The organism is Micromonospora sp. HM5-17 (assembly GCF_003762835.1).
In the GTDB taxonomy this organism is placed as follows: Bacteria; Actinomycetota; Actinomycetes; order Mycobacteriales; family Micromonosporaceae; genus Plantactinospora.
The window spans coordinates 104,814-130,401 of record NZ_RJWA01000004.1 but is presented as its reverse complement, the minus strand read 5'-3'; the positions used below and the strand labels follow the sequence as shown (position 1 = coordinate 130,401).

Below are 25,588 nucleotides of genomic sequence, written 5' to 3'. Positions count from 1 at the left end.
CTGATCACCCGATCCTCGACGGCGGCGGGGCACCGACCTCGCGCTGGCACTCCTGCATGGCGCGCTGGGTCTCCGCCTCGTTCTCGCGGCGGCCCTCGACCCGCAGCGGCTGGCCCGGCTGCGGATCGGCGACGTCCACGCCGCGCTGACGCAGGCACGCGGCGAGCTTGGCCTGCCGGTCGAGGTCGTCGGCCGACTGCGGGCCACCCCCCTCCTGCGGCGGCGCGAACTCCTTGCAGGCCTCCTGGGCGGCCTGGATCTTGGCGGTGTCGCCCTGGTCGCCCTTGATGATCAGCGGCTGCCCCGGCCGGGGGTCGGCCACGTCGACGCCGTTCTCGCGCATGCACTGCGCGAATTTCACGGCCATGTCGCTGGGAATCGTGCTGCTCTCGGCGGCCGGGGTGCCACCCGGGCTCTCCGAGCCGCTGTCCTGACAGGCGGCGAGGGCCACGACGAACGCGGCCGCCGCCACCAGACGCATCGTTCTCTTCATGTCGCACAGCGTGGCAACCGAGGCGTTGCACGACCGTGAACACGCGTGTTAACGCCGCTGATACACCGCGCCGAGACCGGCGGTCGGCCCGGCCGGGGGCAGGTCAGGGCGGGGTGCTCCGGCGTGGCCGGGCGACCCGACCGGGGCTCCGTCGGTGCCGCCGACCGGATCGCCGCCCCGTGGATCGAGGCTGGCGCCGCCTCCGGCCCGGCCGCAGCCCCACCGGCGGTCGGCCCGGCACGCCGCGTCCGGACGTAGCCCACCCGGGTGAACGGCTCGGTTCCGGCGGGTCGGCGGCCCCCGGCGTAGCAGAGTCGAGCCGGGTGATTCGGAAGGGGAAGCAGCATGGCCAGGACATGGCTCGTCACCGGTGGCTCGCGGGGTCTGGGCTGGGAGCTGTGTCGGGAGATCCTCGCCCGGGGCGACAACCTCCTCGCCACCGCCCGGAATCCCGACCGGCTGGCCGAGCTGGTCCAGCAGCACGGCGACCGGGTACGGCCGTTCCCGCTCGACGTCACCGATCCGGTGGCCGCGCGGAGGGCGGTCGAGGCGGCGGTCGAGACCTTCGGCCGGCTCGACGTCGTCGTCAACAACGCCGGGTACGCCAACAGCGCGCCGATCGAGGAGACCCCGGACGACGACTTCCGGGCGCAGGTGGAGACGAACTTCTTCGGTGTCGTGAACGTGACAAAGGCGGCGCTGCCACGGCTGCGGAGCCAGCGCTCCGGGTACTTCCTCCAGATCTCCTCGGTCGGGGGGCGGGTCGGCGGCACCCCGGGGCTGGCCGCGTACCAGTCGGCCAAGTTCGCGGTGGAGGGCTTCTCGGAAGTGCTGGCCAACGAGGTCAAGCCGTTCGGCATCCGGGTCACCATCGTCGAGCCCGGCGCCTTCCGTACCGACTGGGGCGGCGCCTCGATGCGGATGGCCGAGGTCGGCGAGGACTACCGGCAGACGGTCGGCCGGATGCACGCCTTCCGGCGCGAGATGGACGGCAAGCAGGCCGGGGATCCGGCCCGGGCCGCGAAGCTCATGGTCGACCTCGTCGACGTGCCGGCGCCGCCGCTGCGGCTGCTGCTCGGGTCCGACGCGGTCCAGCTCGCCGAGCAGGCGGCGCGGGCCCGTGCCGAGGAGACCACCGCCTGGGCCGACGTCAGCCGGAGGACCGACTACACCAGCAGCACCGACCTTGCCCGGACCTCACTCGCGGCGATGGTCGCACCGGGTACCCGGTAGCGGGTGCGCGCCGGTGCCGACACGACAGCCGGGCCCGCGGGCGGTTGACCGCCGGGTCCCGGCGCGGACCGCGGAATGGCCGGGTACGGGCCCGGGCGGCCGTCTCCTGGGTCCGCCGCCTCACCCGACCTCGGCCGACACCGGCCGCTCCGACGCGGCCCCGGCGTCGCCGCGCGACGGCGGGGCCGGCTGCCGGGCACGGCGTCCGCGGAGCCGTACCGCCGCCATGAGCAGCAGCGCGACGGCGAACATGGCGGTACCGACGACGTTGACCTGGGGCGGGATGCCGCGCTGGTTGGCGCCCCAGACGTACATCGGAAACGTGACGGTGGTGCCCGAGGTGAAGTTCGTGACGACGAAGTCGTCGAACGAGAGCGAGAAGGAGAGCAGGGCGGCGGCGACGATCCCCGGCAGCGCCATCGGCAGGGTCACCCGGCAGAACGCCTGCCACTCGCTCGCGTAGAGGTCGAGTGCCGCCTCCTCCAGCCGCCGGTCCATCCCGGACAGCCGGGCCCGGACCGTCACCACCACGAACGAGACGCAGAACATGACGTGCGCGATCACCACGGTCCAGAATCCCTGCGGCACCCCGGCGGCGACCAGCAGGGCGAGCAGCGAGGTGCCGAGCACCACCTCCGGGGTCGCCATCGGGGCCAGGACCAGGAGGTTGAGCGCGGTCCGGCCGCGGAACCGGTACCGGACCAGGGCGAAGGCGAGCAGCGTGCCGAGCACGGTCGAGATCGCGGTGGCGAGGAACCCGATCTGCACGCTGCGCAGCAGCGCGGCGCACATCCCGGGGGCGGCACAGGGGTCGCGCCAGTTGTCGAGGGTGGCCTCGTGAAAGTCGTACGACAACCGGCTCGACGGCCGGTTGACCGAGAGGCCGGCGACCACCACGACCGGCAGCAGCAGGTAGCCGAGGACGAGCGCGGCGGCCGCCAGCACCCAGTGGTCGGCGACCCGGCGCCAGAGGCGCCTCGCCATCAGCCCACCTCCTCGGCGCCCCGGCGCAGATAGCCGATCGTCAGCACCAGGATCACCAGCAGCAGGAGCACGGAGAGCGCCGCTCCCTGCGGATAGTCCAGCCGGACCAGGAACGCCGCGTCGATGACGTTGCCGATCATGTAGTCGCGCGGCGTCCCGAGCAGTTCGGCGCTGATGTAGTCACCGCTCGCCGGAATGACGGTGAGCAGCGTCCCGGCGACCACCCCCGGCCGGGACAGTGGGAGCGTGACGGTCCAGAAGACCTGGGCGGGCCGGGCGTTCAGGTCGCGGGCCGCCTCCAGCAGCCGCCGGTCCAGCCGCTGGAGGCTGGCGTAGATCGGCAGCACCATGAACGGCAGGTAGCCGTAGGTGAGGCTGGTGACCACCGCCACCGGCGAGGCGAGCAGCCGGCCGTCCGGCGCGAGCAGGTGCACCTCGCGCAGCAGCCCGACCACCGGTCCGGTGTCGGCGAGGATGGCCTTCCAGGCCAGCGTCCGGACCAGGAAGCTGGTGAACATCGGCGCGACCACGCAGACCAGCAGCAGGTGCTGCCAGCGTCCGGCACGCAGCGCGATGACGTACGCCAGGGGGTAGCCGAGCAACAGCGCCAGCGCGGTGGCGAGCCCGGCGTACCCGAAGGAGCGCCCGAAGTGGGCCCAGTACGCCCGGATCGCGTCCGGGTAATTGCCGAATGCCCAGGTCATCGCATACCCGTCGGCGAGCGACCCGGCGGGGTCGTAGAGGCTGGTCGCGACGAGCTGGACCGCCGGAAGCAGGAAGAAGACCACCAGCCACAGCCCACCGGGCAGGACCAGCAGGTACGGCAGCAGCCGGCGGTAGGTGCCGCTCATCGCGGCCCGACGCCGTTCGCCGGTACGGCGCCCGCCGGGTCGACCGGCACCGCCGGCGTCCCGCCCGGCGTCCCGCCGTCGAGCAGGAAGGCGTACCGCGGGTGCCAGTGCGCCACCACCGTCGCGCCGACCGGAACCGGCCGCGCCTCGCCGTCGGCGGCGACGAAGACGGAGAACTCGCCGCCCCAGCCGGTCCGGATCAGGTACTGGGTGCTGGTTCCGAGGTAGGCGGCGTCGGTGACGATCCCGGCGACCGCCTGGTGCCCGGCCGGCACCTCGTCGACCGTCCCGACCAGCCGCAGCTTCTCCGGCCGGATGCCGAGCAGCACCGCGCCGGCGGTGCGGCGGGCCCGGATCACCGGGACCGAGAAGCGCTGGCCGTACGCCTCGACCAGCACGTCGTCGCCGTCGCGCCCGACAACGGTGCCGGAGAGCAGGTTGGAGCGGCCGAGGAAGGTGGCGACGAAGGCGGTGGCCGGAAACTCGTACAGCTCGGCCGGGGTGCCGAGCTGCTCGATCCGGCCGTTGTTCATCACCGCGACCGTGTCGGCCAGGGTCATCGCCTCCTCCTGGTCGTGCGTGACGTGGACGAAGGTGATCCCGACCTCGGTCTGGATCCGCTTCAGTTCGAGCTGCATCCGGCGGCGCAGGGTCAGGTCCAGCGCGCCGAGCGGCTCGTCGAGCAGCAGCACCCGGGGACGGTTGACCAGGGCCCGGGCCAGCGCCACCCGTTGCTGCTGCCCGCCGGAGAGCTGGGCGGGACGGCGCCGGTCGTAGCCGTCGAGCTGGACCAGCGACAGCATCGCCCGGACCTGCTCGGTCACGTCCGGTACGCCGCGCCGGCGCAGCCCGAACGCGACGTTCTCGAAGACGTCCAGGTGGGGGAAGAGCGCGTAGCTCTGGAAGACGGTGTTCACCGGCCGCCGGTACGGCCGCAGCTCGGTGATCTCCTCCTCGTCGAGGAGGATCCGGCCCCGGGTGGGTTCCTCCAGTCCGGCCACCATCCGCAGCGTGGTGGTCTTGCCGCAGCCCGACGGCCCGAGCAGGGCGAAGTACGTCCCCGCCGCCACGGTCAGGTCGAGCTGGTCCACGGCGGTGACGCCGCCGAACCGCTTGGTCAGCTCGATCAGGCGCAGGCGCGCCCCCGGCTGCGCACTCTCCACCGCTAACCCCCCATGACCTGCTGGAACTTCGACTCGTACTCGCGTTCCTGCGCCTCGCTGAGCGTCATGAACATCTTCGACCGGGCCTGTAGCGCCTCGTCCGGGAAGATCAACGGGTTGTTCGCCAGCTCCGGGGCGATCTTCTCCATCTCGGCCTGGGCGCCCTGCACGGGGCAGATGTAGTTGACGTACGCCGCGAGCTGGGCGGCGACCGCCGGCTCGTAGTAGTAGTCCATGAGCGCCTCGGCGTGCGCCCGGTGGGTCGCCCGGTTCGGCACCAGCATGTCGTCGGAGTAGAGCATCGCCCCCGACTCCGGCGCCACGAACCGGATCCGCTCGTCCTCGGCGGCGAGCTGGATGACGTCGCCCGACCAGGCGAAGCAGGCGGCGATGTCGCCCCTGGCCAGCTCCGGGGCGTAGTCGTTGCCGGTGAAGCGCCGGATCTGTCCACTGTCGACGGCCCGCTTGAGCGTGGCCAGCGCCTCGTCGAACTGCGCCGCGGTGAAGTTCGACGGGTCGTGCCCGTTCGCCGCCAGGATCAGCCCGATCGTGTCGCGCATCTCGCTGAGCACGGTCACCCGACCCTTCAGGTCGGGACGGGTGAGCAGTTCGTCGACGGTGCGGACCTCCTTGGCCACCTTCCCGTTGTACGCGAGCCCCGCCAGGCCGCACTGCCACGGAATGGCGAAGACGTTGTCCCGGTCGTACCCCCGGTCGCGCAGCGAGGGCAGCAGGTTCCGGCCGACGTTCGGGATCCGGGCCGGGTCGAGGCGCTGAACCCAGCCGAGCCCGATCATCCGGGCCGCCATCCAGTCGCTGAGCACGATGATGTCCCGGCCGATCGGCTCGCACGCGGCGAGCTGGGGCCGAATCTTGCCGAAGAACTCGTTGTTGTCGTTGATGTCCTCGGTGTACGTCACCTGGATGCCGCTGCGGGCCTGGAACGCCTCCAGGGTGGGTCGTCTCGACGCGTCGTCCTCGGCCACGTCGAGATACTGGGGCCAGTTGGAGAAGACGAGCTTCTTCTCCGTGCCGGAGAGGTCCTCGCTGACGCAGCTCGCCGCGGTCTGCCGGGCGCCCCTCGTCCCGCAGCCGAGGAGGGCGCCGGTGGCCAGCAGCGCCGCCGAGCCGGCCACCCCGCGGAGCAGGGTGCGCCGGGGCAGCGGCGGCAGGGGGCGGGGACGGGTACGCATGGGGCGGCTCCTCGCAGGTCGTGCCGACGGGGTGGGTACGCGAGTCGGCCCGCTGGCCGGAGGCGTCGCGGGAGATCCGATCAGGTGGAGATAGTGGCATGTACCCCGGGGGATCCCCGAACGGGTATCGGCGTGACGGCGGCCACCGGGACGCCGGTCGGCCGGGCCGGGCGGTGGGACGCGACGAGGCTACCGCGGCGAATCGGGGCGAATGGGGCGTACCCCAGCAGGCGCCGGGGCAGCCCTCACTGCCCCGGGCGCGACGAGAGCAGCCGGAGCGCTAGTAGCTCGGCGGGATGACCCGAAGGTGGCCACGCCGGCCGGTCTGGGGCCCGGCGTGCGGGTCGGTCTCCGCGCTCTCCGGTGGCCGGGGCGGCGCCGGGCGGGCCGCCTCGCGGACCGCCTCGGCGAGCGCCACGAGGTCGTCGGTGGTCGGGGGCGGGGGCTCGAACTCGCCCTCGTGCCGGACCACCTCCCAACCCCGCGGAGCCGTCAGGTTCCGGGCGTGCGGCTCGCAGAGGTCGTACGTGTGCGGCTCGGCGAAGGCGGCGAGGGGACCGACCACCGCGGTCGACTCGTTATAGACATAGGTCAGCGTGGCGACGGCTTGTCGGGGGCAGCCGTTGCGGGAGCAACGCCGTGGTGACCTCACGGCGGCACGGTATCTCCAATACCGGCTCCGGGACCGCTCTTGGGCCTGCGACACGCCGGTAAGTGTGATCACAGTTCGGGAAGCCGGCGTGGCGGGGCCCGCGGGCCTGCGGCCGGGGGCGCCGCCCCGGCGTTGGCGGACCGGTCGACGCCTCCCGCCCCCCGGGCGCCGGAACTGCGGCGCGCCGCTTCCCGACACGGCCGAATCCGCCGGTCGGCGCCGTCCGACCCGGGGCTACCCTGTCGTGGGTGGGCGGGACGCCCGCCACGAGTGAAGCGGGGTGCAGATGACCAGTCCGGAGAACCGCCGCCCGGGCAACGGGCGCCGGGCCCGCCGTGATCGGCACGGGCGCGGCCTGCGCGGGCGCCTGGTCCCGGCCACCGTGCCGCTCGCCCGGACCAAGTCCGAGATCTTCGACGATCTTGTGCTGGACACGGTGGAGACCCTCGAACGGCGGTTCGCGAAGGAACTGGCGGGCGTCGAGTTCGCGGTCGAGGACGTCCCGCCGGAGCTGAACGTGTACGACTCGGATGTCCTGGAGGACGGGGAGGTTCCGCTCGCCCGGCTCCTGCCCGGCCGACCCGGGCGGCAGGAGGTGCCGCCGAGGATCGTGCTCTACCGCCGGCCCCTGGAGTTCCGGGCCATCGACCGCGAGGATCTCGCCGACCTGGTACACGACGTGATCATCGAGCAGGTGGCTAACCTGCTCGGCATCGATCCGGACGAACTGGCCTGACCGTCGCGTGGCGGGTTCGTCCGGCGGCGGGGTGACGACCGGCCGTGGTGGGTGTCGCGCCGGGCTCGATGTCCCGCAGCCGCTCACCCGCGGGTCTCCCGGCGCTCCGGCGGTCGCCGCCCGGCCGCGCCCCCTCGCGGGCCCGGGCCGGCGCCGGACCCGGGCGGCCCCCAACCGCCCGGGTCGTCGCCCGCTCAGGCGACCCGACGCTTCAGCTTGCGCCGTTCGCGTTCGGACAGTCCGCCCCAGATGCCGAACCGTTCGTCGTGTCCGAGCGCGTACTCCAGGCACTCGGCCTTGACCTCGCAGCGGGAGCAGATTCGCTTCGCCTCGCGGGTGGAACCGCCCTTCTCGGGAAAGAACGCCTCCGGGTCGGTCTGCGAGCACAGCGCGCGCTCTTGCCACTCCGGAGCGTTGCCGAGTAGGTCGGCCACCTCGAGTCGGCCGTCCATCCAGTTGCCTCCTTCTCGCGCACCGGCATGGCAGCCGGCGCAACCCCCCACGCGGAAGGCGTGTTTGTCCGCCCGGTAGCGATTTGGTGCGCTCCGTACGGACAACCCCACTGAAATTACACGCGTGTTATACGTGCGTCGTCAAGCCGAACCTGCTAAGTGGAGCCACCCTCCGCGTGCCCGGACGACTGTCGAGTCATCGCGGTCTCGCACCCGGGCCTATCGATTCAGACCCGGTGCGGGTAACGCGCGCCCGGCGAGTTGGGTCGGAAATCGGCGTGGCGACGTCGGCGTGTCGCCTGGCCGACCGATCGACCGGCATGCTGGCAACCTCCGACCGGACAGCTCAGCCGACGCGTTCGTACACGGTGGTCCGCCGGCGGGCCGGTCGGCCCGCCGCCGCCGCGATCCGTTCCAGCTGGGCCACCGTCCGCGCCGAGCCGTGGCCCGAGCCCGCCATCCGGGAGATGGTCTCCTCCATCAGCGTCCCGCCCAGGTCGTTGCAGCCGCCGCGGAGCAGTTCGGCCGCGCCCGCGTCGCCGAGCTTGACCCAGGAGCACTGGATGTTGGCGATCCGTCCGTGCAGCAACAGCCGGGCCATCGCGTGCACGACACGGTTCTCCCGCCAGGTGGGACCGGGCCGGGCGATACCGGCGAGGTAGATCGGGGCGTTGGTGTGGACGAACGGCAACGCCACGAACTCGGTGAAGCCACCGGTCCGGTCCTGGATCCCGGCCAGGACCCGGAAGTGGGCCAGCCACTGTCGCGGATGGTCGACGTGGCCGTACATCATCGTGGAGCTGGAGCGAATCCCCAGCTCGTGCGCGGTGGTGACCACCTCGACCCAGGTGGCGGCCGGCAGCTTGCCCTTGGTCAGGACCCAGCGCACCTCGTCGTCGAGGATCTCGGCGGCGGTCCCGGGGATGGTGTCCAGGCCGGCGTCCCGTAGCTCGGTCAGCCAGTCCCGGATCGACACGCCGGCCTTGGCCGCACCGGTGACGATCTCCATCGGAGAGTACGCGTGCACGTGCATACCGGGCACCCGGGCCTTGACCGCCCGCACCAGATCGGCGTACGCGGTGACCGGCAGCTTCGGATCGATGCCGCCCTGCATGCAGACCTCGGTCGCGCCGGCCGCCCACGCCTCCGCCGCCCGCTCGGCGACCTGCTCCACCGAGAGCCGGTAGGCGTCGGCGTCTCGCTCCCGCTGGGCGAAGGCGCAGAACCGGCACCCGACGTAGCAGACGTTGGAGAAGTTGATGTTGCGGTTGACGACGTACGTCACGTCGTCGCCGACCGCCGCGCGACGGACGTCGTCGGCGATCCGACACAGCTCGTCCAGGGCCGCCCCGTCGGCGGCGAACAGGGCCAGCGCCGCCGCCTCGTGCCGGGGCTCCAACAGCGCGGCCGGGTCCTCGACCGCCAGCCGCAGCCCAGCGCGCAGGTCGCTGTCGAGCCGACCGGAGCCGGACCCGGCGGCCGAACCCGGGATCGCGACAGCGCCGGACGCGGCCCCGGAGCCGGAGCCCGGAGCCGAGCCGGCGCCGGAGTGGGGAGCCGAGCCGGAGGCGACGGCCGGTGCCGTGGCCGGGTCGGCGGGGCCCGCCACCGACTCCCGGGCCGACGCCACCCGGGCACCAACCTCGGCCCAGTCGCCGTAGACGTGGTCGAAGTCCCCGCGTCGGTCTCCGGTCCGGCCGATGGTGTCGATGCTGGCGTGCAGGTCGATCCGACCGCCCGGGACGAAGACGTCGTCCGGCTCCTGCCACGGCCGTCCGACCGGGCGGGCCTCGGCCCGGGCGAGTCCGGTGGCCGGGTCGGCCAGGGCGGCCACGTGCGCCGCCAACCGGGGGTCGAGCCAGGGCTCGCCCCGGCGGACGTACTCGGGATAGATGGTGAGGCGCTCGCGCAGCGTGAAGCCGGCGGCGGCCGTCCGGGCCGCCAGCTCGTCCAGGTGCGGCCAAGGGCGCTCCGGGTTCACGTGGTCCGGGGTCACCGGCGACACGCCGCCCCAGTCGTCGATGCCGGCGCGGAGCAGGAGATCGTACTCGCCCTCGATCAGGTTCGGCGGTGCCTGGATCCGGGCCGCCGGCCCGAGCAGGATCCGGGCCACCGCCACGGTCGCGGCGAGGTCGTGCAGCTCGGCGTCGGGCATGCCGCGCATCGCCGTGTCGGGCTTGGCCCGGAAGTTCTGCACGATGACTTCCTGGATGTGGCCGTACTCCCGGGCGCTGCGCCGGATCGCGAAGAGCGCGTCGACCCGCTCGGCGCGGGTCTCGCCGATCCCGATCAGGATGCCGGTGGTGAAGGGGACACCGACGCGACCGGCGTCGGCGAGAACCCGCAGCCGGACCGCCGGTTCCTTGTCCGGCGACCCGTAGTGCGGGCCACCCGGCTCCGACCAGAGCCGGGTGGCGGTGGTCTCCAGCATCATCCCCATGCTCGGCGCCACCGGCTTGAGCCGCTGGAGCTCCGCCCAGGAGAGCACCCCGGGGTTGAGGTGCGGCAGCAGGCCGGTCTCCTCGAGTACGGCGATCGCGCAGGCCCGCAGGTAGTCGAGGGTGGAGTCGTACCCCCGCTCGGTCAACCACCGCCGGGCCTGGGGCCACCGCGCCTCGGGTCGGTCACCGAGGGTGAAGAGCGCCTCCTTGCACCCCTGGGCCGCGCCCGCGGCGGCGATCGCCAGCACCTCGTCCCGTTCGAGGAAGGCGGCGGGGAGCCGGTGCGGCACCGTCGCGAACGTGCAGTAGTGGCAGCGGTCCCGGCACAGCCGGGTGAGGGGGATGAAGACCTTCTTGGAGAAGGTGACGACCCCGGGTCTGCCGGCGTCCTCCAGCCCGGCGTCCCGCAGCCGCCCGGCGATCGCCAGGAGTTCGTCGAGAAACTCGCCGCGCGCGGCGAGCAACACGGTCGCCTCGTCCTGGTCGAGGGCACGCCCCTCCGCCGCCCGGCGCAGGGCCCGGCGCAGGCTGGCGGTGGTCGGCGCGACGTCACTCCGATCTGCCACTCGTGCAGCCTAGGCCGTACGCCCCACCGCCCTGCGCCCGACGGACCCACTGTGACCGGAGACCCGCCGTGTCAACTGTCACATCCGGCACCGCGCGAGGCCACCGGCCTCACCCCTGACCACCCTCCAGACCGGACGGCGGCGGTGGCGAACCCGCCGACGGCTGCTGGCTCGCCGGGTTGATCCGCTGGGTCGGCTCGACCGTCTCCGAGCCGCCGCTCCGTGGCGAGATCACCCGGGTGGGCCCGGGCTCCTCGTCCGGGGTGACGGGACCGCCCGGTGCGCCGGACGCCGGCGACGCCCCCGACGACGCGACGGGACTCGGCGGCGCCGAGGTCGGGGCGGCGAACCCGGGGTTGCCGTAGCTCGGCTGCCCGTAGCCGGCCGCCTCGCCCGGACCCTGCGGATAGCCGGCGGCCGGGTAGCCGGGCTGCGGCTGACCGGGGACGTACGGCTGTCCCGGGAACGCCCCGCCCGGCTGGCCGTACGGCCCCGGCTGGCCCGGCTGACCGTACGGCGGGTGCTGTCCGTAGGGCTGCTGCGGATTGCCGTAGACGCCCGGCTGTGGCGCGGGCTTCGGCGCGGCGAAGTGGACCCGCCACAACTGGTAGACCAGGAGCGCCCCGACCGCCAGGATCGCCATGCTGGCGGCCTGCTCCAGCACCGAGGTGAACGCGTCCTGGAACTGCGCCTCGGCCAACCGGCCGAAGAAGCCGGCGAGCAGCGTGATCCAGCCGAAGAGCACGGAGGCGGCGTACTCACCGAGCGCCACCTGGGTGATCAGGCGGGCCCGGGGCGCCACCGGCGGAAGCAGCGTGACGAGCAGGGCGGCGAGCAGCGGGAGCAGGGTCGCTTCCAGGCCGGCGAAGTCGTAGAACGAGCTCTGGGCCCGGTCGTCGAACTGCGATCCGGGCCACCCGAAGAAGAGGTTGATAAGCGCGCTGAACAGGAAGAGGGCGTTCGCGCCGAGAAGCACCAGCGCGATCAGCTCACGGAACGGTTGAACGATCTGACTGGCCTGTGGTGCCCCGGTCGGCGCGGGCCCGGGCTGGTTGGTCACGGCTCTCCCTCAGACGATTCAGACGGTACGGACAGTCGCGACGCCTGAGCCTAGTCGGCCAACCCGCCCGCCGCCTGCGACGAGCGGATGGGCGAGGATGTGTGGCATGCGCATCGTGGTGTTGACCGGGGGAATCGGCGGAGCCCGCTTCCTCACCGGTGTCCGTGCGTATGCCCGGGAGGCAGGCGCCGAGGTGACCGCGGTGGTCAACGTCGGCGACGACGTGATCATGCACGGTCTGAAGATCTGCCCTGACCTGGACAGCGTCATGTACACACTGGGCGGCGGCGCAGATCCGGAACGTGGCTGGGGTCGGGCCGGCGAGACCTGGACGGTCAAGGAGGAGTTGGCGGCGTACGGCGCGGAGCCGACCTGGTTCGGGCTCGGTGACCGGGACGTGGCGACCCACCTGGTCCGGACCACCATGCTCAACGCCGGCTATCCCCTCTCCGCCGTGACCGAGGCGCTCTGCGCCCGCTGGCAGCCGGGGATACGGCTGCTCCCCGCCACCGACGACCGGTTGGAAACCCACGTCGTGGTGAGCGACCCCGACGCGCCGGAATCCCGCCGGGCGATCCACTTCCAGGAGTGGTGGGTACGCCACCGGGGCACACTCCCCAGCCACCGCTTCGTCTTCGTCGGCGCCGAGGCCGCCAAGCCGGCCGCCGGGGTGCGGGACGCGCTCGCCGCCGCGGACGTCGTCCTGCTCGCGCCGAGCAACCCGGTGGTGAGCATCGCGCCGATCCTCGCCGTACCCGGGCTGCGGGATGCCCTGACCGGCAACCGGGCTTCGGTGGTCGGGGTGTCGCCGATCATCGGGGGCGCTCCGGTCCGCGGCATGGCGGACCGCTGCCTCGCCGTCCTCGGGGTGCCGTGCACCGCCGCCGGGGTCGGCGGCCTGTACGGCGCCCGCTCCGCCGACGGGCTGCTGGACGGCTGGCTGGTCGACACCGCCGATGCCGGGACCGAGGTGCCGGGGGTGACCGTGCGCGCCGTACCGCTGTGGATGACCGACGAGGCGGCGACGGCGACCATGGTGCGCAGCGCGGTCGAGCTGGCCTTGGAGAGTCGGGGGAGCTGAGGTGAAACTCGAGGTGTTGCCGGTCCTCGGTATCGGGGACGTCACCGAGGGCGACGATCTGGCGGCGCTGATCGCCACCGCCGCACCATGGCTGCGCGACGGCGACGTACTGGTGGTGACCAGCAAGATCGTGTCGAAGGCGGAGGGGCGGCTGGTCGACGTACCGGTCGACGGCCCGGAGCGGGAGGCGGCGCGGGCCGAGGTCCTGGCCGCGGAGACCGCCCGCCCGGTCGCCCGGCGGGGTTCGACCCGGATCGTGCAGACCCACCACGGCTTCGTGATGGCCTCGGCCGGGGTCGACGCCTCCAATGTGGACCGGTCCCGGCTGGTGCTGCTGCCGAAGGACCCGGACGCCTCTGCCCGAGCGCTACGGGCCGCGCTGCGGGAGCGGCACGGCGCCGACGTCGCGGTGATCATCTCGGACACCATGGGCCGGCCGTGGCGCAACGGGCTCACCGACGTGGCGCTCGGGGTCGCCGGCATGCCGGCGCTGCGGGACCATCGCGGCCAGGTCGACCCGTACGGCAACCGGCTGGCCATCACCCAGATGGCGGTGGTGGACGAGCTGGCCGGGGCCGGCGAACTGGTGAAGGGCAAGTGCGACCAGGTCCCGGTCGCGGTGATCCGGGGCTACCTCACCGCGCCGGACCCCTCGGACGGCGACGGCGTGGTGCCGACCCTAGTCCGGGACGCCGCGCACGACCTCTTCTCACTGGGTACCGCCGAGGCCCGGGCGGAGGGTTTGCGGGCCGCCGCCACGCTCGGCGAATCGGCGCCGCCGCCCCCCTGGCCGGTGCCCGGAACCCTCGACCGGACTCCGCCGGGCCCGACGGAGTCCGGGTCTACGCCGGCGACCGTCGACTCCACGACGCTGGCCCGGGCGATCGACACCGTGGCCGGGGCCGTCGCGCCCGGCACCCGCTTCGCCCCGGTCACCGACGAGCGGGTACGCGCCGAGCTCGACACCGACCTGCCCGCCGGGGCGGCCCTGCTCGACTGCCGGCCGCCGGACGCCGAGCCGGAACCGGCGGCGCTGATCAGGTTCGGCGCCGACCTGCACCGGCTCCGCGCCGCACTCGCCGCCGAGGGGCTCGGTTCCACCGTTCGGCCGGCACCCGACGGCGTCGTCGGGGCGGTCCTCCTGGTTGTCGCCGGCGAGGCGGCGACGACATCGGTCTGAGGCCCGCGCACCGGATCGGGCCGGCGTCGCGACGGCGACGGCCTACGGACCGATGGGGCGGGATACGGCCACCACTGATCACCCGGCGCGCCCGGGCACCACGGCGCGTGCGTGGTGCCCGGGGCCGCCGGGACGCGTGCGCCGGTAGTCGACACGTCCGGTTCGGCCGGAAGCCCGGCGCTGGGACCGGGGCGGCTCAGGCGTCGAGCATCGCCCGCCCGAGCGGGGTCAGGGTGTGCAGCACCGTGTTGCGGTCCCGGTGGCTGACCAGCAGCCCGGCGTTGCGCAGTACGGCGGTGTGCTGGCTCGCCGCGGCCGCGGAGATGTGCAGCCGACGGGCCAGCTCCCCGGTGGAACAGCCGTCGGCGACCGCTTCCAGCACGCTGGCCCGGGTTCGGCCGAGCAGCGCGGCCAGCGCCGCCCGCCCGTTCCCCCGGGTCGCCGGCCGGCGGCCGGCGACCTCGCCGGGCGCCGGGACCAGCCCACCCAGCCGGTCGACGGGATAGACCAGCACCGGCGGCAGCTCCGGATCGAGCAGGGTGACCGGAATCTGGGCGCAGAAGAACGACGGAACCAGCAGCAGTCCCCGGCCCTCCAGGTGGAGCTCGCGCTCGACCGGATAGTCCGGCACCTCCAGGACCCCGGAGTTCCACCGGGCCGCCGGCCGGAGGCTGGCCAGCAGCCCCTCCGCCCCGCCGTCGAGCAGTGCCCGTGCCCGCCGGTTCCGGTCCGCCTCCACCGCGGACTGGATCCGCTCCCAGTACGGCGCGATCGCCGTCTCCTGGTAGAGCCGCATCGAGTCGGTGAGCTGCCGCAGCGTCTCCACGTCGCCGCGGGCCAACGCGGCGGCGGAGCTGGGCAGCGGTAGCGGGTTCTCCGCGGCGAGCACGGACAGGTCCCGCCGCAACGACGCGATCGGGGTGGCGCGTATGGCGTCCAGGCCGGCGGCGAGGCCGTACCGGCTGTCGTAGGGGGTGAGGAAGTCGGGAAAGTAGCCGCGGGGCGGGTTCAGCGCGAAGAGCAGCCGCAATTCGTGGGGCTGACTGTCCCGGCGCAGCCCGCCGGCCACGTCCCGCCGCCAGCCCGCCATCACCGGGTCCCGGCTGCGGCCCTGCAGCAGATGCAGGCTGAGCACCAGCTCCCAGACCTGGTCGGCGGCAGGGGCGACGCGGGTCCGGGCGATGTCCTCGCTGGAGAAGACGATCCGCAGCATGGCAGCGCACTCCCGAGTCACCGGATCGGTCCCCGGCAACCAGTCGACTCTACCCGGATCGCATCTACCTGCGTCTTTCAGCCTGAGCTGAAAGACCTCGACGGGCCGTACGCCGAGTCGGCATGCTCACTGTGCCGATACCGGGTCACCGGCGTCTGCGCGCCGCACCTGGCCCGGGTGGCATGCCGGGGGCTGGGGAGGAAAGCGCCGCCCGGACGGTGGCCACGAGGGTCCGCGGCCCTTCATCCGCGGAGGTCGCCGTCCGGGCCGTCGCTGTGCCCGACGGCCCGCGCCACCGCCCCACCGTCGGCCGCCGCGCCGATCCGCCCGTACGCGGCGGGCGCGGCACACCGATCATGCTGCGGAGGCTCGCCTAGGCTGGTCGCCGTGCTGGACGCCCTCCACTCCGACGCGGTGGCCGTGCTCACCGCCTGGCAGCCCCCGACGCCCCGGGCGGCCGAGGCGCGGGACCGGACCCTTCGACTGCTCGCCGACGGCCCGGTCGCGATGACCCGGGCACACCGCCCCGGACACATCACCGCGAGCACGCTCGTGGTGGACGCGACCGGGAGCCGGGTGCTGCTCTGCCTGCACGGGAAGTTCCGCCGCTGGGCACAGCTCGGCGGGCACTGCGAACCGACCGACCCCACCCTGGCCGGGGCGGCGCTGCGCGAGGCGACCGAGGAGTCCGGGATCGACGGGTTGTGGCTCGACCCGGTCCCGATCGACCTGGACATCCACTCGGTCTCCTGCCACGGCGGCTCCCTGCACCACGACGTACGGTTCGCCGCCGTGGCCCCACCCGGGGCGGTCGAACGGGTCAGCGCCGAGTCCATCCGGCTCGGCTGGTTCCCGCCCGACGGCCTGCCCGGGGAGCTGCTCGACGCCACCGAGCAGCTCGTGGCTCCGGCGCTGGCCGCGTTCAGACGTAGCGCTCTTCGCCCCGCTCCCTGAGCTCGTCGACGAGCTTCTTGACGTCCTGCGCGCGGTCGCGGGGGCAGACCAGAAGTGCGTCCGGAGTGTCCACCACGATCAGGTCCCGCACCCCGAGCGCGGCCACGAGCCGGCCGGAGTGGGGCACCACGACCAGTCCCGTGCTGTCCCGCAGCAGCACACCCGGCTTCGACTCGGCCGGGCCGCCGCCGAGCACGACGTTCCTCGCCCCGTCGGGGGCGAGGACGTCACCGAGGGTGTCGAAGTCGCCGACGTCGTTCCAGCCGAAGTCGCCGGGCACGGTGGCGACCCGACCGGCGGCGGCCGCTCCCTCCATCACCGCGTAGTCGACGGAGATCCTGGGCAGGGTCGGCCAGACGCTGCCCAGGACGTTCTCCCGTTCGGGGGTGTCCCAGGCGTCCGCGATCGTGGTCACCCCGGCGTGCAGGGTGGGCTGCTGCCGGGCCAGTTCCGCGAGGAAGACGTCGACCCGCCAGACGAACATGCTCGCGTTCCACAGGTGCCGACCGGATCGGAGGTACTCCTGCGCGACCTCGGCCGGCGGCTTCTCCTTGAACTCCTCGACCCGGCGCAGCGGGCCCGTGCCGAGCAGCTCGCCGCACTGGAGGTAGCCGTACCCGGTCTCGGGGCGGGTCGGAGTGATCCCCACCGTCATCAGCAGGCCCTGCTCGGCACCGGCAACCGCCTCCCGGACGGTTCCGACCCAGGTCTGCGGGTCCCGGATCAGGTGGTCGGCGGCGAACGAGCCCATCACGGCCTGCGGTTCGCGGGTGGCGATCACGGCGGCGGCCAGGGCGATCGCCGCGCAGGAGTCCCGAGGCGAGGGCTCGACGAGGATGTTCTCCTCGGGCAGGCTGGTCAGCTGCCGGGCCACGGCGGCCGCGTGGGCGGCGCCGGTCACCACCAGGGTCCGGTCCGGTGTGGTCAGCGGGGCGAGCCGGGCCACGGTGGCCTGGAGCAGCGAGGACTCGGTGCCGGTGAGCGGATGCAGGAACTTGGGATGACCGGCGCGGGACAGCGGCCACAGACGGGTCCCGCTGCCGCCGGCTGGGATTACGGCAAAGAGCATCAGCACATCATGCCGGACGGGCGCGCCCGGTCACCTCTCGTCTCATCACTATAAGACATTGGATAATTACCAACAGTAATTGGCCGTACCGGTCGTGTCGGTCGAACGCCCGGGACGCGGGCGGTCAGACCCGGGCCCGGCTCCAGGCCGCCAGGTGCACCTCGGCGCTCGACTCCCAGGTGAACTCCTTGGCTCGGTCGAAGCCCGCCTTCGCCAGCGCGAGCCGACGCGACTCGTCGTCCAGCAGGGCGCCGAGATCCGCCGCGATCTGCTCCGGGTCCTCACTGGTGTACGCGACCGCGTCGCCGCCGACCTCGGGCAGCGACAGTCGGGGCGTGGTGAGGACCGGTGCGGCGCAGGCCATCGCCTCCAGGATCGGCAGGCCGAAGCCCTCGCCGTACGACGGATAGGCGGCGACCAGTGCGCCGCCCAGGAAGCCGGGCAGGTCGGTGTAGCGGAGGTAGCCGGGCCGGAGGAGCCGCAGGTGGGCCGGGACGTCGGCGACCGCGCGGTCGATCTCGTCGTCATGGCCCTGGCCACCGGCGATCACCAGGGCCGGCGGGTCGGGGCGGTCCTTGACCGCCAGCGCCCAGCCCCGGATCAGGTTCGGCACGTTCTTGCGCGGCTCCTTGGCGCCGAGAAACGCCACGTAGCTGTGTCCGCCCAGGCCGAGCCGAGCCCGAACCCGGGCCTTCTCCTCGTCGCTGGGGGCGTGGAACGCCGCCGGGTCGACCCCGTGGTACGCCACGTCGATGCGGGTCGGGTCGGCGTCGAGCAGCCGGATCAGCTCGTCCCGGGTCGCCTTGCTCGGCACGATCACCCGGTCGGCCCGGCGCAGCGAGGTCTTGATCGCACTGCGGAAAAAGGTGCGACGCGACTTGTCGTAGTGTTCGGGCTCGGTGAAGAACGTGGCATCGTGCACCGTCACCGTCACCGGACAACCCGCCCGAAGCGGACAGGTGTAGAACGGCGAGTGGAGCACGTGCGCACCGATCTGCTGGGCGAGCAGCGGCAGCCCCGTCTGCTCCCAGGCGAGCCGGGCCGGCCGGTGCGCCACGGCCGCCGGCGCCGCGATCACCTCGGCGCCCGGCAACATGCGAGAGTACCGCTCGACGTCGGTACGCAGCGCAACCACGGCCAGCTCCAGGCTCGACCCGATCGCCTTACCCAGGGCGCCGAGCAGGCCGTCAACGTATCTACCCACGCCGCCCCTGTCTGCGGGGACGCTGGTGGCGTCAATGAGCACGCGGGGCGGACGACCGGCGGTCACTTGGCGACTCCTCGGTTGACACGTTGTGGGGAAAAACACTCGCTCCAAGCCTACGCCGCGCCAGGCGCGGCGCGACGACGGCGACCCGTCCGGCAACTGTCTTTCCGATGACTGTGATCATCGATGACCGAGGGTGACGTTCGAAGTGACCGAGGGTCGCCCCGGAGGCCGAGACACCCCCTGCGCGCCGGGCCCACCCCGCCGTCGCGGCGCCGCCCCGATCGGTATCGTCGCGGGCGATGGCCGACAACCTTGCCCAGCTCTTCGCCGCCGCGGTCGCGACCGACCCGACCCGGCCGCTGCTGACCTGGTACGACGACGCGAGCGGCGACCGTGCCGAACTCTCCGGGGCGACCCTGGCGAACTGGGTCGCCAAGACCGCCAACCTCTTGGTCGACGCGGCCGGTCTGGCCCCGGGCGATCCGGTCGGCGTCCTGCTCCCGCCGCACTGGCAGACCGCCGCCGTCCTGCTCGGCTGCTGGTCGGCCGGGGCCGAGGTGCGCACCGGGACGGCCGGGCCGGTGGAGGTGCTCTTCGCCGCCGCCGACCGGATCGGCGAGGCCGCGGCCTGGCCGGCCGGCGAGCGGTACGCCCTCGCGCTCGCCCCGCTCGCCGCGCCGCTGCGCGACGTCCCGGCCGGGTACGCCGACTACGTGGTCGAGGTACGCGGCCACGGCGACCACTTCACGCCGGACCCGGCGGGCGGACCGCAGGACGCGGAGCTGGTTGGCCGGGCGGCCCGACGCGCGGCGGAGCTGGGGATCGGCGCGGGCGACCGGGTACTGGTCGACGCGGCCCGGCACCCCGACCCGGTCGACTGGCTGCTCGCCCCGCTGGCCGCCGGGGCCAGCGTGGTGCTCTGCGGCCACCTCGACCCGGCGAAGCGCCCCGCCCGGGTCACGACCGAGAAGGTGACCGTCGAGCTGGCGTGATCACGCCGCCGGCTCGGGCTGGCGCCGCTGCCGGGCGAGGCGGGCGAAGGCGGCCAGCGACTCCGGGTTCGCCAACGCCCCGGTCGCGGCGGCCGACTCCACCGGCGCCCCGGCGAGAATCTTCTTCACCGGCACCTCCAGCTTCTTCGCCGACAGGGTCCGGGGCACCGCACCGACCTGGTGGATCTCGTCCGGTACGTGCCGGGGCGACAGCGCGGTCCGCAGCGCGCGCACGATCTTCGACCGCAGCGCCTCGTCCAGCTCCAGCCCTTCGGCGAGGACCACGAAGAGCAGCAGCTCCCCGGCGCCGCCCTCGCTGTCCTCGAGGTGGACGACGAGGGAGTCGACCACCTCCGGCAGCCCCTCCACCACCGAGTAGAACTCGGCCGTGCCGAGCCGCACCCCGCCCCGGTTCAGGGTGGCGTCCGACCGGCCGGTGATCACGCAGCTTCCCCGCTCGGAGATCGTGATCCAGTCGCCGTGCCGCCACACCCCCGGAAAGACGTCGAAGTACGCCTCCCGGTAGCGGCGCCCATCCGGGTCGTTCCAGAACCCCGCCGGCATGCTCGGCATCGGCGCGGCGAGGACCAGCTCGCCAAGCTGGTCGACGAGTGGAGCGCCGTCTGCCGAGCGCGCCTCCACCCGGGCACCGAGGCAGCGGCAGGTGATCTCGCCCGCCACCACGGGCAGCAGCGGCACCCCGCCGACGAAACCGGTGCAGACGTCGGTGCCGCCGGAGAGCGAGTCCAGACGCAGGTCGCGGCCGACCGCGTCGTACACCCAGCGGAAGCCCTCGGCCGGCAGCGGCGCACCGGTCGAGCCGACCCCGCGCAGCGCGGAGAGGTCGTACCGCTCCGCCGGGCGCAGCCCGGCCTTCCGGCAGGCCAGCAGGAACGGCGCCGAGGTGCCGAAGTACGTCGTGCCGGTCTCGGCCGCCAGCCGCCACAGGGTGCCGAGGTCCGGCTCGGCCGGCCGGCCCGGTTCGGCCCGGACGGCCGGGTTGCCGTCGAAGAGCACGATCGCCGCCCCGACGGCCGGCCCGGAGGCCAGGTAGTTCCACATCATCCAGCCGGTGGTGGTGAACCAGAAGAACCGGTCGCCGGGGCCGAGGTCGTGGTGCAGGGCGAGCATCTTGAGGTGTTCGAGCAGGATGCCGCCGTGCCCGTGCACGATCGGCTTCGGCAGGCCGGTGGTGCCCGAGGAGTAGAGCACGTAGAGCGGGTGGTCGAAGGGCACCGGTGTGAAGGTCAGCGGTTCGGCGGCTTCGGCGGCCAGCTCCGCCCAGCCCAGCGCCCCGGCCGGTGGCGTGGCGTCCGGCTCCAGATAGGGCAGCATCACGGTGTGCCGGACCGACGGCAGCGCCGCCCCCAGCTCCGCCACCTCGGCCCGGCGGTCGATCGTCTTGTCCCCGTACCGGTAGCCGTCGACGGCGACCAGCACCGACGGTTCGATCTGTCGCCACCGGTCGAGAACGCTACGGGTGCCGAACTCGGGTGCGCAGGAGGAGAAGATGGCGCCGAGGCTGACGGTGGCGAGCATCAGCACCAGCGTCTCGGGGATGTTCGGCGCGTACGCCGCGACCCGGTCCCCGGTGCCGACGCCGAGCCGGACCAGGCCGGCACGGACCCGGCGTACCTGGTCGCGCAGGTCGGCGGCGGTCAGGGTGACCGGCTCCCGGGTCTGGCTGTACGCGATCACCATCGGCTGGTCGTCACCGACCCCGGGCATCCGCAGCACGTGCTCGGCGTAGTTCAGGGTCGCCCCGGGAAACCAGCGGGCTCCGGGCATCCGGGGGTCGGCCAGCGCCACGCTCGGCTCGGCGTACGCCCGGACCTCGAAGAAGTCCCAGATCGACCGCCAGAAGGCGTCGAGGTCGGTCACCGACCACTGCCACAGCGCGGCGTAGTCGGCGACGTCGAGCCCGCGGTGGTCCCGCAGCCACCGCAGGTAGGAGCCGATCCGGGACCGGTCACGCACGTCGGCCGGCGGCGTCCAGAGCACCTCACCACCCATGCCGAAGCTCCTCCCCTCGGCCAGCACGCCGGTGTGCTGGGTTCACCGCCATCCTGCCGTACCCGAGCCGTCATTTCGCGTACCAGGGGTGCGGGACGCGTGGCCGGACCCACGGTCGCCCGGTGGCGCCGAGGGCTGGTGGCACCTTCACCGCCCCTCCGGCCGGCACCCGGTCAGCCGGCCACCGGGGACTCCCCGGCGCCGCGGTGGGCCTGGATCGCCCGGCGTCGGGCCAGCCGGTGCTCCCGGCGGATCTCGGCCTCCCGGAAGCGCCGCTTGTCCTCCGACGTCTCCGGCAGCACCGGGGGAACCGGGCGCGGCCTGCCGGCCGCGTCCACGCCGACGAAGACCAGGTACGCCGTGGCCACCTCGACCGGCGCCTCGTCGGCGCTGTCCCAGCGCTCGGCGACCACCCGGACCCCCACCTCCATCGAGGTCTGGCCGGTCCAGTTGACCTGGGCGTGCGCGTGCACCAGGTCGCCCACCCGGACCGGCTCGGCGAAGACGATCTCGTCGATCGCCGCGGTCACCGCCGTGCCGCCGGAGTGCCGGGCCGCCGCCGCCCCGGCCACGTCGTCGACGAACTTCATCAGCACACCGCCGTGGACCGTGCCGTAGAGGTTGACGTCGACCGCCGTCATGATCCGGCTCAACGTCACCCGCGAGTACGAGGTCGGCCTGCCAACCAGCGGCGGGACGGAGGGCTTGGTCATAGCGGCAACGGTACGGCGAGACCCGCCGACCTCGCCGTTCCGCGTGGCGTCGAACACTCCCCCCGCACCCGGAACCGGCGGCGCCGCCGGCCGGCAGCACCAGGGCGAGCGGCGCGACCGGCGGAGACGCCGTCCCGTTCGTGATCACCCAGCGATCCACGGTGGTAACTGCCCGCAAGGTTCGCCCGAAGCCGTACTCCACCGGCTGACCGGTGCCGGGCGAGGCGGTACGGTGCGCGGATGCGACATCTCTGGAGCTTCCTCGCCGGGCTGGTGGCGGCGCCGCTCACCTGTGTCCTGGTCGCGCTCGGTCAGGACGGATCAGCCAGCACCGTCGCCCGATGGGTGGAACTCGGCACGTACAACACGGCCAACCTGATCCAGGGGGCCGTCTACCTCGCGGCCGCGGGCATCGTGCTCGGTCTGCTGGGGACCCTGCGGGTCTCCCCGCTCGGCCCACTGGTCGCCGGTCTGCTGCTCGCCGGCCCGTACGTCGGGCTCTTCGTCGAGCCGTTCGACGTACGGGACGTGGTGCCGACCGACTGGAAGGTGTTCGGCGACCCACTGCCGCTGCTGCGGATCCTGGACAACGGCACGACGTTCCTCATCGGCGTGATGCTGCTGATGGCGACCTTCAGCGGGCAGCGGTGGCGCCGTTGGCCCCGCCCGGCCGCCGCGGCGCCGGCCCCGGCCGCGTCCTCCGACACCGAGGAGCCGACCCTGACCGACTGGTCCGCGCTGACCGCCCCGGTCGACCACGACACCAAGCCGCCGTCGCTGGGCTATCCCGAGCCGGACACGGAGCCGCTGCCGCCGCTGCCGCGTCGGGAGGTCGGAAAAACCGGTTCGCCGTGGTCCGGGCCGCCCCGTAGCAGCACCAAACGGGACGACGCGGCCGGCGAGGAAACGGCAGGCTGAGGATCCCGGGCGGGTCGTCCGGCGACCCGCCCCGGACCCGGACAACGATGCCCGTCTTGCCGTTTGCGGTTACGGTGCCAGGAGGCGACCGGCTGAGGAGGTTGGACGTGCGTCACCTTGGATCGCTGCTCCTGGGGCTGATCATCGCGCCGCTGCTGTGGATCCTGACCGGGATCGGGGTGGTGCGTCTCAACAAGGGAATCGCCCGGGAGGCGTTCGGCCAGAGCGCCCTCGGCTTCGTCCTGCTCGCCGTGGCGGGTCTGCTGGCCGCCGCGCTCCTGGTCCCGCGGATCTCCCCGGTCGGCCCGGCGATCGTCGGGCTGGGCTACCTGGCGGTGACGGCGTGGGCCGTGCTGGGCTTCGGGTCGCTGGTCGACCTCCTGCCGCGTTCCTTCCTCGGCACCGAGTTCGCGCTCACCGCGCCGCTCGGCGAGACGTCCGTGCTGCTGGCGATCACGATGCTGGCCACCCTGCTCAACCCGCACCGCTGGCGGAGTCCTCGGCCGGCCGGGACCGGATCCGCGGCGGGTCGGCCCGGCTATCCGTCCTTCCCGGCCCCCGGTTCCGCCGGCGGGGCGGGCACCCCGTTCCCGCCCGGCGGCCAGCCCTCCGCGCCGGGACAGTACGGCACCGGGGGCACGCCGGCCTACCCGCCGAACTTCGGTCCCGCCGCCACGCCGAGCCACAGCCCCACCGCGCCGCCGAACTTCGGTCCCGCCGCCTACGGCCCGGCCACACCGACGCCGAACGCCCCGGCCGCCACTCCGTACCCCACGCCTGCCGGTACGCCCGCCGGCCTGCCGGGGCAGCCGACGTCCGCGCCCGGCAGCACACCGCCGATCCCGGCGCCGCTGCCGCCGGCCTTCGCCCCGCCCGCGCCACGGCAGGCGACCGCCGAGAATTCGACCGGGGCGGCGCCCACGGTCACCTCTTACGCCGACGAGACGACCTCGTTCGCGGGACGGCCCGACGACGGCACGGAGGAGGCGACCCGGCGGCTCGGCGACCGCTGAGCGTCGCGAGGCGTCGGGCGCGGGCGTCGCGCCACGTCTGGCTTCGGAGCACCGGTTCGGCCGGAATGGCCGCGACCCGGTGTGCGTCGCGTCGCGCGACGCGCCGACCGGGTCAGCTCACCTGCCGTCCCTGAGGAGCTGGCGGGCCATCACGATCCGCTGCACCTGGTTGGTGCCCTCGTAGATCTGGGTGATCTTGGCGTCCCGCATCATCCGCTCGACCGGGTAGTCCCGGGTGTAGCCGTACCCGCCGAGCAGTTGGACCGCGTCGGTGGTGATCTGCATGGCGACGTCGGAGGCGAAGCACTTCGCCGCCGCCCCGAAGTAGGTCAGGTCGGCGTCGCCGCGCTCCGACCGCCCGGCCGCCGCGTACGTCAGCTGGCGGGCCGCCTCCAGCTTCATCCCCATCTCGGCGAGCATGAACTGGACGCCCTGGAAGTCGGCGACCGGCCGGCCGAACTGTCGGCGCTCCTTGACGTACCCGATGGCGTAGTCGAGCGCGCCCTGGGCGATGCCGACCGCCTGCGCGGCGATGGTGACCCGGGTGTGGTCCAGGGTCCGCATCGCGGTCGCGAAGCCGGTGCCGGGGGCGCCGATCACCCGGTCCGCCGGGATCCGGACGTCGTCGAGGTAGACCTCGCGGGTCGGGGAGCCCTTGATCCCGAGCTTCTTCTCCGGCGCCCCGAAGCTGACCCCCGGATCGGACTTCTCGACCACGAAGGCGGAGATGCCGCGGGTCCGCGCCTCCGGATCGGTCACCGCGAAGACCGTGTAGTACTCGGAGACGCCGGCGTTGGTGATCCAGCGCTTGACGCCGTTCAGCACGTAGTGGTCCCCGTCCCGCCGGGCCCGCGTGGTCATCGAGGCCGCGTCGCTGCCCGCCTCGGGTTCGGAGAGGCAGTAGGAGAACATCGCCTCGCCGCGGGCCACCGGGGGCAGGTAGCGCTGCTTCAGCTCCGCGGAGCCGGCGAGCAGCAGTGGCATGGTGCCGAGCTTGTTCACCGCCGGGATGAGGCTGGAGGCGGCACAGACCCGGGCGACCTCCTCGATCACGATCGCGGTGGCGAGGGCGTCGGCGCCGGCACCGCCGTACTCCTCGGGGATGTGCGGGGCGTGGAAGTCGGCGGCCCGCAGCGCCTCGTACGACTGCTTCGGGAACTCGCCGGTCTCGTCCGCCTCGGCCGCGTACGGCGCGACCTTCGCGTCGCAGACCTCCCGGACGGCCGCCCGGATCGCCTCGTGCTCCTCGGACACCTGGTACGCGTCGAAGACCGAGCCACTGCTCATCGCGACCCTCCCCGTCGTTGCCGGCTCACCCGAACCATACCCGTCGGTAACCAAACCCGGGAAGACAGAACCGGCCCGGGGTGGCGGACCGCCCTCGTCCTCGGACGGCCCGCCACCCCGC

Annotated in this window: 23 protein-coding genes; 8 read left to right on the top strand and 15 right to left on the bottom strand. The window is 73.5% G+C overall.

Translation table 11 applies throughout. The features are described 5' to 3' along the window. Positions 1-4: 4 nt before the first annotated feature. Entirely contained in the window at positions 5-493 is a 489-nt protein-coding gene (locus tag EF879_RS14095; RefSeq protein WP_148086439.1) for a hypothetical protein, read from the bottom strand. 345 nt (positions 494-838) lie between these two features. Here EF879_RS14095 and EF879_RS14090 point away from each other — a divergent pair, with 345 nt between their 5' ends. Next, positions 839-1,726: an oxidoreductase gene (locus EF879_RS14090; protein WP_123558703.1), complete on the top strand. Its 888-nt coding sequence runs from the start codon at positions 839-841 to the stop codon at positions 1,724-1,726. Between the two features lie 120 nt (positions 1,727-1,846). Here the strand turns inward: EF879_RS14090 and EF879_RS14085 are convergent, their stop codons facing one another. The 5 genes from EF879_RS14085 to EF879_RS14065 all read right to left on the bottom strand — a co-directional run bounded on the left by EF879_RS14085 (position 1,847) and on the right by EF879_RS14065 (position 6,569). After that, positions 1,847-2,710 (bottom strand): ABC transporter permease, encoded by an 864-nt coding sequence (locus EF879_RS14085; protein ID WP_123558701.1) that lies wholly within the window; start codon positions 2,708-2,710, stop codon positions 1,847-1,849. Then, positions 2,710-3,561, bottom strand: coding sequence for an ABC transporter permease (locus EF879_RS14080; RefSeq protein WP_123558699.1), 852 nt, complete (start codon positions 3,559-3,561; stop codon positions 2,710-2,712). Before EF879_RS14080 ends, EF879_RS14085 begins: the two co-directional genes overlap by 1 nt. Further along, complete coding sequence (locus tag EF879_RS14075; RefSeq protein ID WP_123558697.1) at positions 3,558-4,724, bottom strand: ABC transporter ATP-binding protein; 1,167 nt, start codon at positions 4,722-4,724, stop codon at positions 3,558-3,560. The genes EF879_RS14080 and EF879_RS14075 overlap by 4 nt, the downstream gene beginning before the upstream one ends. A gap of 2 nt (positions 4,725-4,726) precedes the next feature. Beyond that, on the bottom strand, positions 4,727-5,917 hold the full coding sequence (locus EF879_RS14070) for a spermidine/putrescine ABC transporter substrate-binding protein (protein ID WP_123558695.1): 1,191 nt from the start codon (positions 5,915-5,917) through the stop codon (positions 4,727-4,729). Between the two features lie 280 nt (positions 5,918-6,197). Further along, positions 6,198-6,569 (bottom strand): DUF3499 domain-containing protein, encoded by a 372-nt coding sequence (locus EF879_RS14065; protein WP_123558693.1) that lies wholly within the window; start codon positions 6,567-6,569, stop codon positions 6,198-6,200. A gap of 286 nt (positions 6,570-6,855) precedes the next feature. Between EF879_RS14065 and EF879_RS14055 the strand changes: the two genes are divergently transcribed. Continuing rightward, positions 6,856-7,305, top strand: coding sequence for a metallopeptidase family protein (locus EF879_RS14055; protein WP_123559203.1), 450 nt, complete (start codon positions 6,856-6,858; stop codon positions 7,303-7,305). A gap of 194 nt (positions 7,306-7,499) precedes the next feature. On the opposite strand, the gene EF879_RS14050 is transcribed toward EF879_RS14055, so the two are convergent. From EF879_RS14050 to EF879_RS14040, 3 genes are all read right to left on the bottom strand, one after another. After that, positions 7,500-7,757 (bottom strand): WhiB family transcriptional regulator, encoded by a 258-nt coding sequence (locus tag EF879_RS14050; protein ID WP_101367926.1) that lies wholly within the window; start codon positions 7,755-7,757, stop codon positions 7,500-7,502. Positions 7,758-8,103: 346 nt separating this feature from the next. Next, a complete protein-coding gene (locus tag EF879_RS14045; protein WP_123558689.1) occupies positions 8,104-10,764 on the bottom strand; it encodes a bifunctional FO biosynthesis protein CofGH in 2,661 nt (886 codons plus the stop codon). Positions 10,765-10,873: 109 nt separating this feature from the next. Beyond that, positions 10,874-11,824 carry a hypothetical protein gene (locus EF879_RS14040; RefSeq protein WP_123558687.1) on the bottom strand — a complete coding sequence of 317 codons (951 nt, stop codon included), beginning with the start codon at positions 11,822-11,824 and terminating at the stop codon, positions 10,874-10,876. Positions 11,825-11,930: 106 nt separating this feature from the next. Here EF879_RS14040 and cofD point away from each other — a divergent pair, with 106 nt between their 5' ends. After that, positions 11,931-12,905, top strand: a complete 975-nt coding sequence (cofD, locus tag EF879_RS14035) for a 2-phospho-L-lactate transferase (protein ID WP_199736414.1) — start codon at positions 11,931-11,933, stop codon at positions 12,903-12,905. A gap of 1 nt (position 12,906) precedes the next feature. Continuing rightward, positions 12,907-14,085 carry a coenzyme F420-0:L-glutamate ligase gene (locus tag EF879_RS14030; protein ID WP_123558683.1) on the top strand — a complete coding sequence of 393 codons (1,179 nt, stop codon included), beginning with the start codon at positions 12,907-12,909 and terminating at the stop codon, positions 14,083-14,085. A gap of 196 nt (positions 14,086-14,281) precedes the next feature. Here EF879_RS14030 and EF879_RS14025 read toward each other — a convergent pair whose 3' ends face one another. Next, a complete protein-coding gene (locus tag EF879_RS14025; RefSeq protein ID WP_233604454.1) occupies positions 14,282-15,319 on the bottom strand; it encodes a helix-turn-helix transcriptional regulator in 1,038 nt (345 codons plus the stop codon). A gap of 366 nt (positions 15,320-15,685) precedes the next feature. On the opposite strand from EF879_RS14025, the gene EF879_RS28125 reads away from it, so the two are divergent. Beyond that, positions 15,686-16,252, top strand: coding sequence for an NUDIX hydrolase (locus tag EF879_RS28125; protein ID WP_233604453.1), 567 nt, complete (start codon positions 15,686-15,688; stop codon positions 16,250-16,252). Here EF879_RS28125 and EF879_RS14015 read toward each other — a convergent pair. Further along, positions 16,221-17,321 carry a mannose-1-phosphate guanylyltransferase gene (locus EF879_RS14015; RefSeq protein ID WP_123559199.1) on the bottom strand — a complete coding sequence of 367 codons (1,101 nt, stop codon included), beginning with the start codon at positions 17,319-17,321 and terminating at the stop codon, positions 16,221-16,223. The two genes, EF879_RS28125 and EF879_RS14015, sit on opposite strands and share 32 nt — an antisense overlap. Positions 17,322-17,445: 124 nt before the next feature. After that, complete coding sequence (locus tag EF879_RS14010) at positions 17,446-18,591, bottom strand: glycosyltransferase family 1 protein (RefSeq protein ID WP_123558679.1); 1,146 nt, start codon at positions 18,589-18,591, stop codon at positions 17,446-17,448. A gap of 239 nt (positions 18,592-18,830) precedes the next feature. On the opposite strand from EF879_RS14010, the gene EF879_RS14005 reads away from it, so the two are divergent. Then, positions 18,831-19,523 carry a TIGR03089 family protein gene (locus tag EF879_RS14005; protein WP_123558678.1) on the top strand — a complete coding sequence of 231 codons (693 nt, stop codon included), beginning with the start codon at positions 18,831-18,833 and terminating at the stop codon, positions 19,521-19,523. Here the strand turns inward: EF879_RS14005 and EF879_RS14000 are convergent, their stop codons facing one another. Both EF879_RS14000 and EF879_RS13995 read right to left on the bottom strand, forming a co-directional pair. After that, complete coding sequence (locus EF879_RS14000) at positions 19,524-21,536, bottom strand: acetoacetate--CoA ligase (RefSeq protein ID WP_123558676.1); 2,013 nt, start codon at positions 21,534-21,536, stop codon at positions 19,524-19,526. It abuts the gene before it with no gap. A gap of 173 nt (positions 21,537-21,709) precedes the next feature. Further along, positions 21,710-22,249, bottom strand: coding sequence for an acyl-CoA thioesterase (locus EF879_RS13995; RefSeq protein WP_123558674.1), 540 nt, complete (start codon positions 22,247-22,249; stop codon positions 21,710-21,712). A gap of 240 nt (positions 22,250-22,489) precedes the next feature. On the opposite strand from EF879_RS13995, the gene EF879_RS13990 reads away from it, so the two are divergent. Both EF879_RS13990 and EF879_RS13985 read left to right on the top strand, forming a co-directional pair. Continuing rightward, on the top strand, positions 22,490-23,167 hold the full coding sequence (locus EF879_RS13990) for a hypothetical protein (RefSeq protein WP_123558672.1): 678 nt from the start codon (positions 22,490-22,492) through the stop codon (positions 23,165-23,167). Positions 23,168-23,274: 107 nt separating this feature from the next. Continuing rightward, complete coding sequence (locus EF879_RS13985; protein ID WP_123558670.1) at positions 23,275-24,180, top strand: hypothetical protein; 906 nt, start codon at positions 23,275-23,277, stop codon at positions 24,178-24,180. Positions 24,181-24,297: 117 nt separating this feature from the next. On the opposite strand, the gene EF879_RS13980 is transcribed toward EF879_RS13985, so the two are convergent. Further along, positions 24,298-25,467 carry an acyl-CoA dehydrogenase family protein gene (locus tag EF879_RS13980; protein WP_123558668.1) on the bottom strand — a complete coding sequence of 390 codons (1,170 nt, stop codon included), beginning with the start codon at positions 25,465-25,467 and terminating at the stop codon, positions 24,298-24,300. Positions 25,468-25,588: the final 121 nt, after the last annotated feature.

What these genes read in the sequence shown, in the direction of transcription:
- EF879_RS14095 (WP_148086439.1), bottom strand. Translation starts at nt 493, where the DNA reads ATGAAGAGAACGATGCGTCTGGTGGCGGCGGCCGCGTTCGTCGTGGCC.
- EF879_RS14090 (WP_123558703.1), top strand. Translation starts at nt 839, where the DNA reads ATGGCCAGGACATGGCTCGTCACCGGTGGCTCGCGGGGTCTGGGCTGG.
- EF879_RS14085 (WP_123558701.1), bottom strand. Translation starts at nt 2,710, where the DNA reads ATGGCGAGGCGCCTCTGGCGCCGGGTCGCCGACCACTGGGTGCTGGCG.
- EF879_RS14080 (WP_123558699.1), bottom strand. Translation starts at nt 3,561, where the DNA reads ATGAGCGGCACCTACCGCCGGCTGCTGCCGTACCTGCTGGTCCTGCCC.
- EF879_RS14070 (WP_123558695.1), bottom strand. Translation starts at nt 5,917, where the DNA reads ATGCGTACCCGTCCCCGCCCCCTGCCGCCGCTGCCCCGGCGCACCCTG.
- EF879_RS14055 (WP_123559203.1), top strand. Translation starts at nt 6,856, where the DNA reads ATGACCAGTCCGGAGAACCGCCGCCCGGGCAACGGGCGCCGGGCCCGC.
- EF879_RS14050 (WP_101367926.1), bottom strand. Translation starts at nt 7,757, where the DNA reads ATGGACGGCCGACTCGAGGTGGCCGACCTACTCGGCAACGCTCCGGAG.
- cofD (WP_199736414.1), top strand. Translation starts at nt 11,931, where the DNA reads ATGCGCATCGTGGTGTTGACCGGGGGAATCGGCGGAGCCCGCTTCCTC.
- EF879_RS14015 (WP_123559199.1), bottom strand. Translation starts at nt 17,321, where the DNA reads ATGCTCTTTGCCGTAATCCCAGCCGGCGGCAGCGGGACCCGTCTGTGG.
- EF879_RS14005 (WP_123558678.1), top strand. Translation starts at nt 18,831, where the DNA reads ATGGCCGACAACCTTGCCCAGCTCTTCGCCGCCGCGGTCGCGACCGAC.
- EF879_RS14000 (WP_123558676.1), bottom strand. Translation starts at nt 21,536, where the DNA reads ATGGGTGGTGAGGTGCTCTGGACGCCGCCGGCCGACGTGCGTGACCGG.
- EF879_RS13995 (WP_123558674.1), bottom strand. Translation starts at nt 22,249, where the DNA reads ATGACCAAGCCCTCCGTCCCGCCGCTGGTTGGCAGGCCGACCTCGTAC.
- EF879_RS13990 (WP_123558672.1), top strand. Translation starts at nt 22,490, where the DNA reads ATGCGACATCTCTGGAGCTTCCTCGCCGGGCTGGTGGCGGCGCCGCTC.
- EF879_RS13980 (WP_123558668.1), bottom strand. Translation starts at nt 25,467, where the DNA reads ATGAGCAGTGGCTCGGTCTTCGACGCGTACCAGGTGTCCGAGGAGCAC.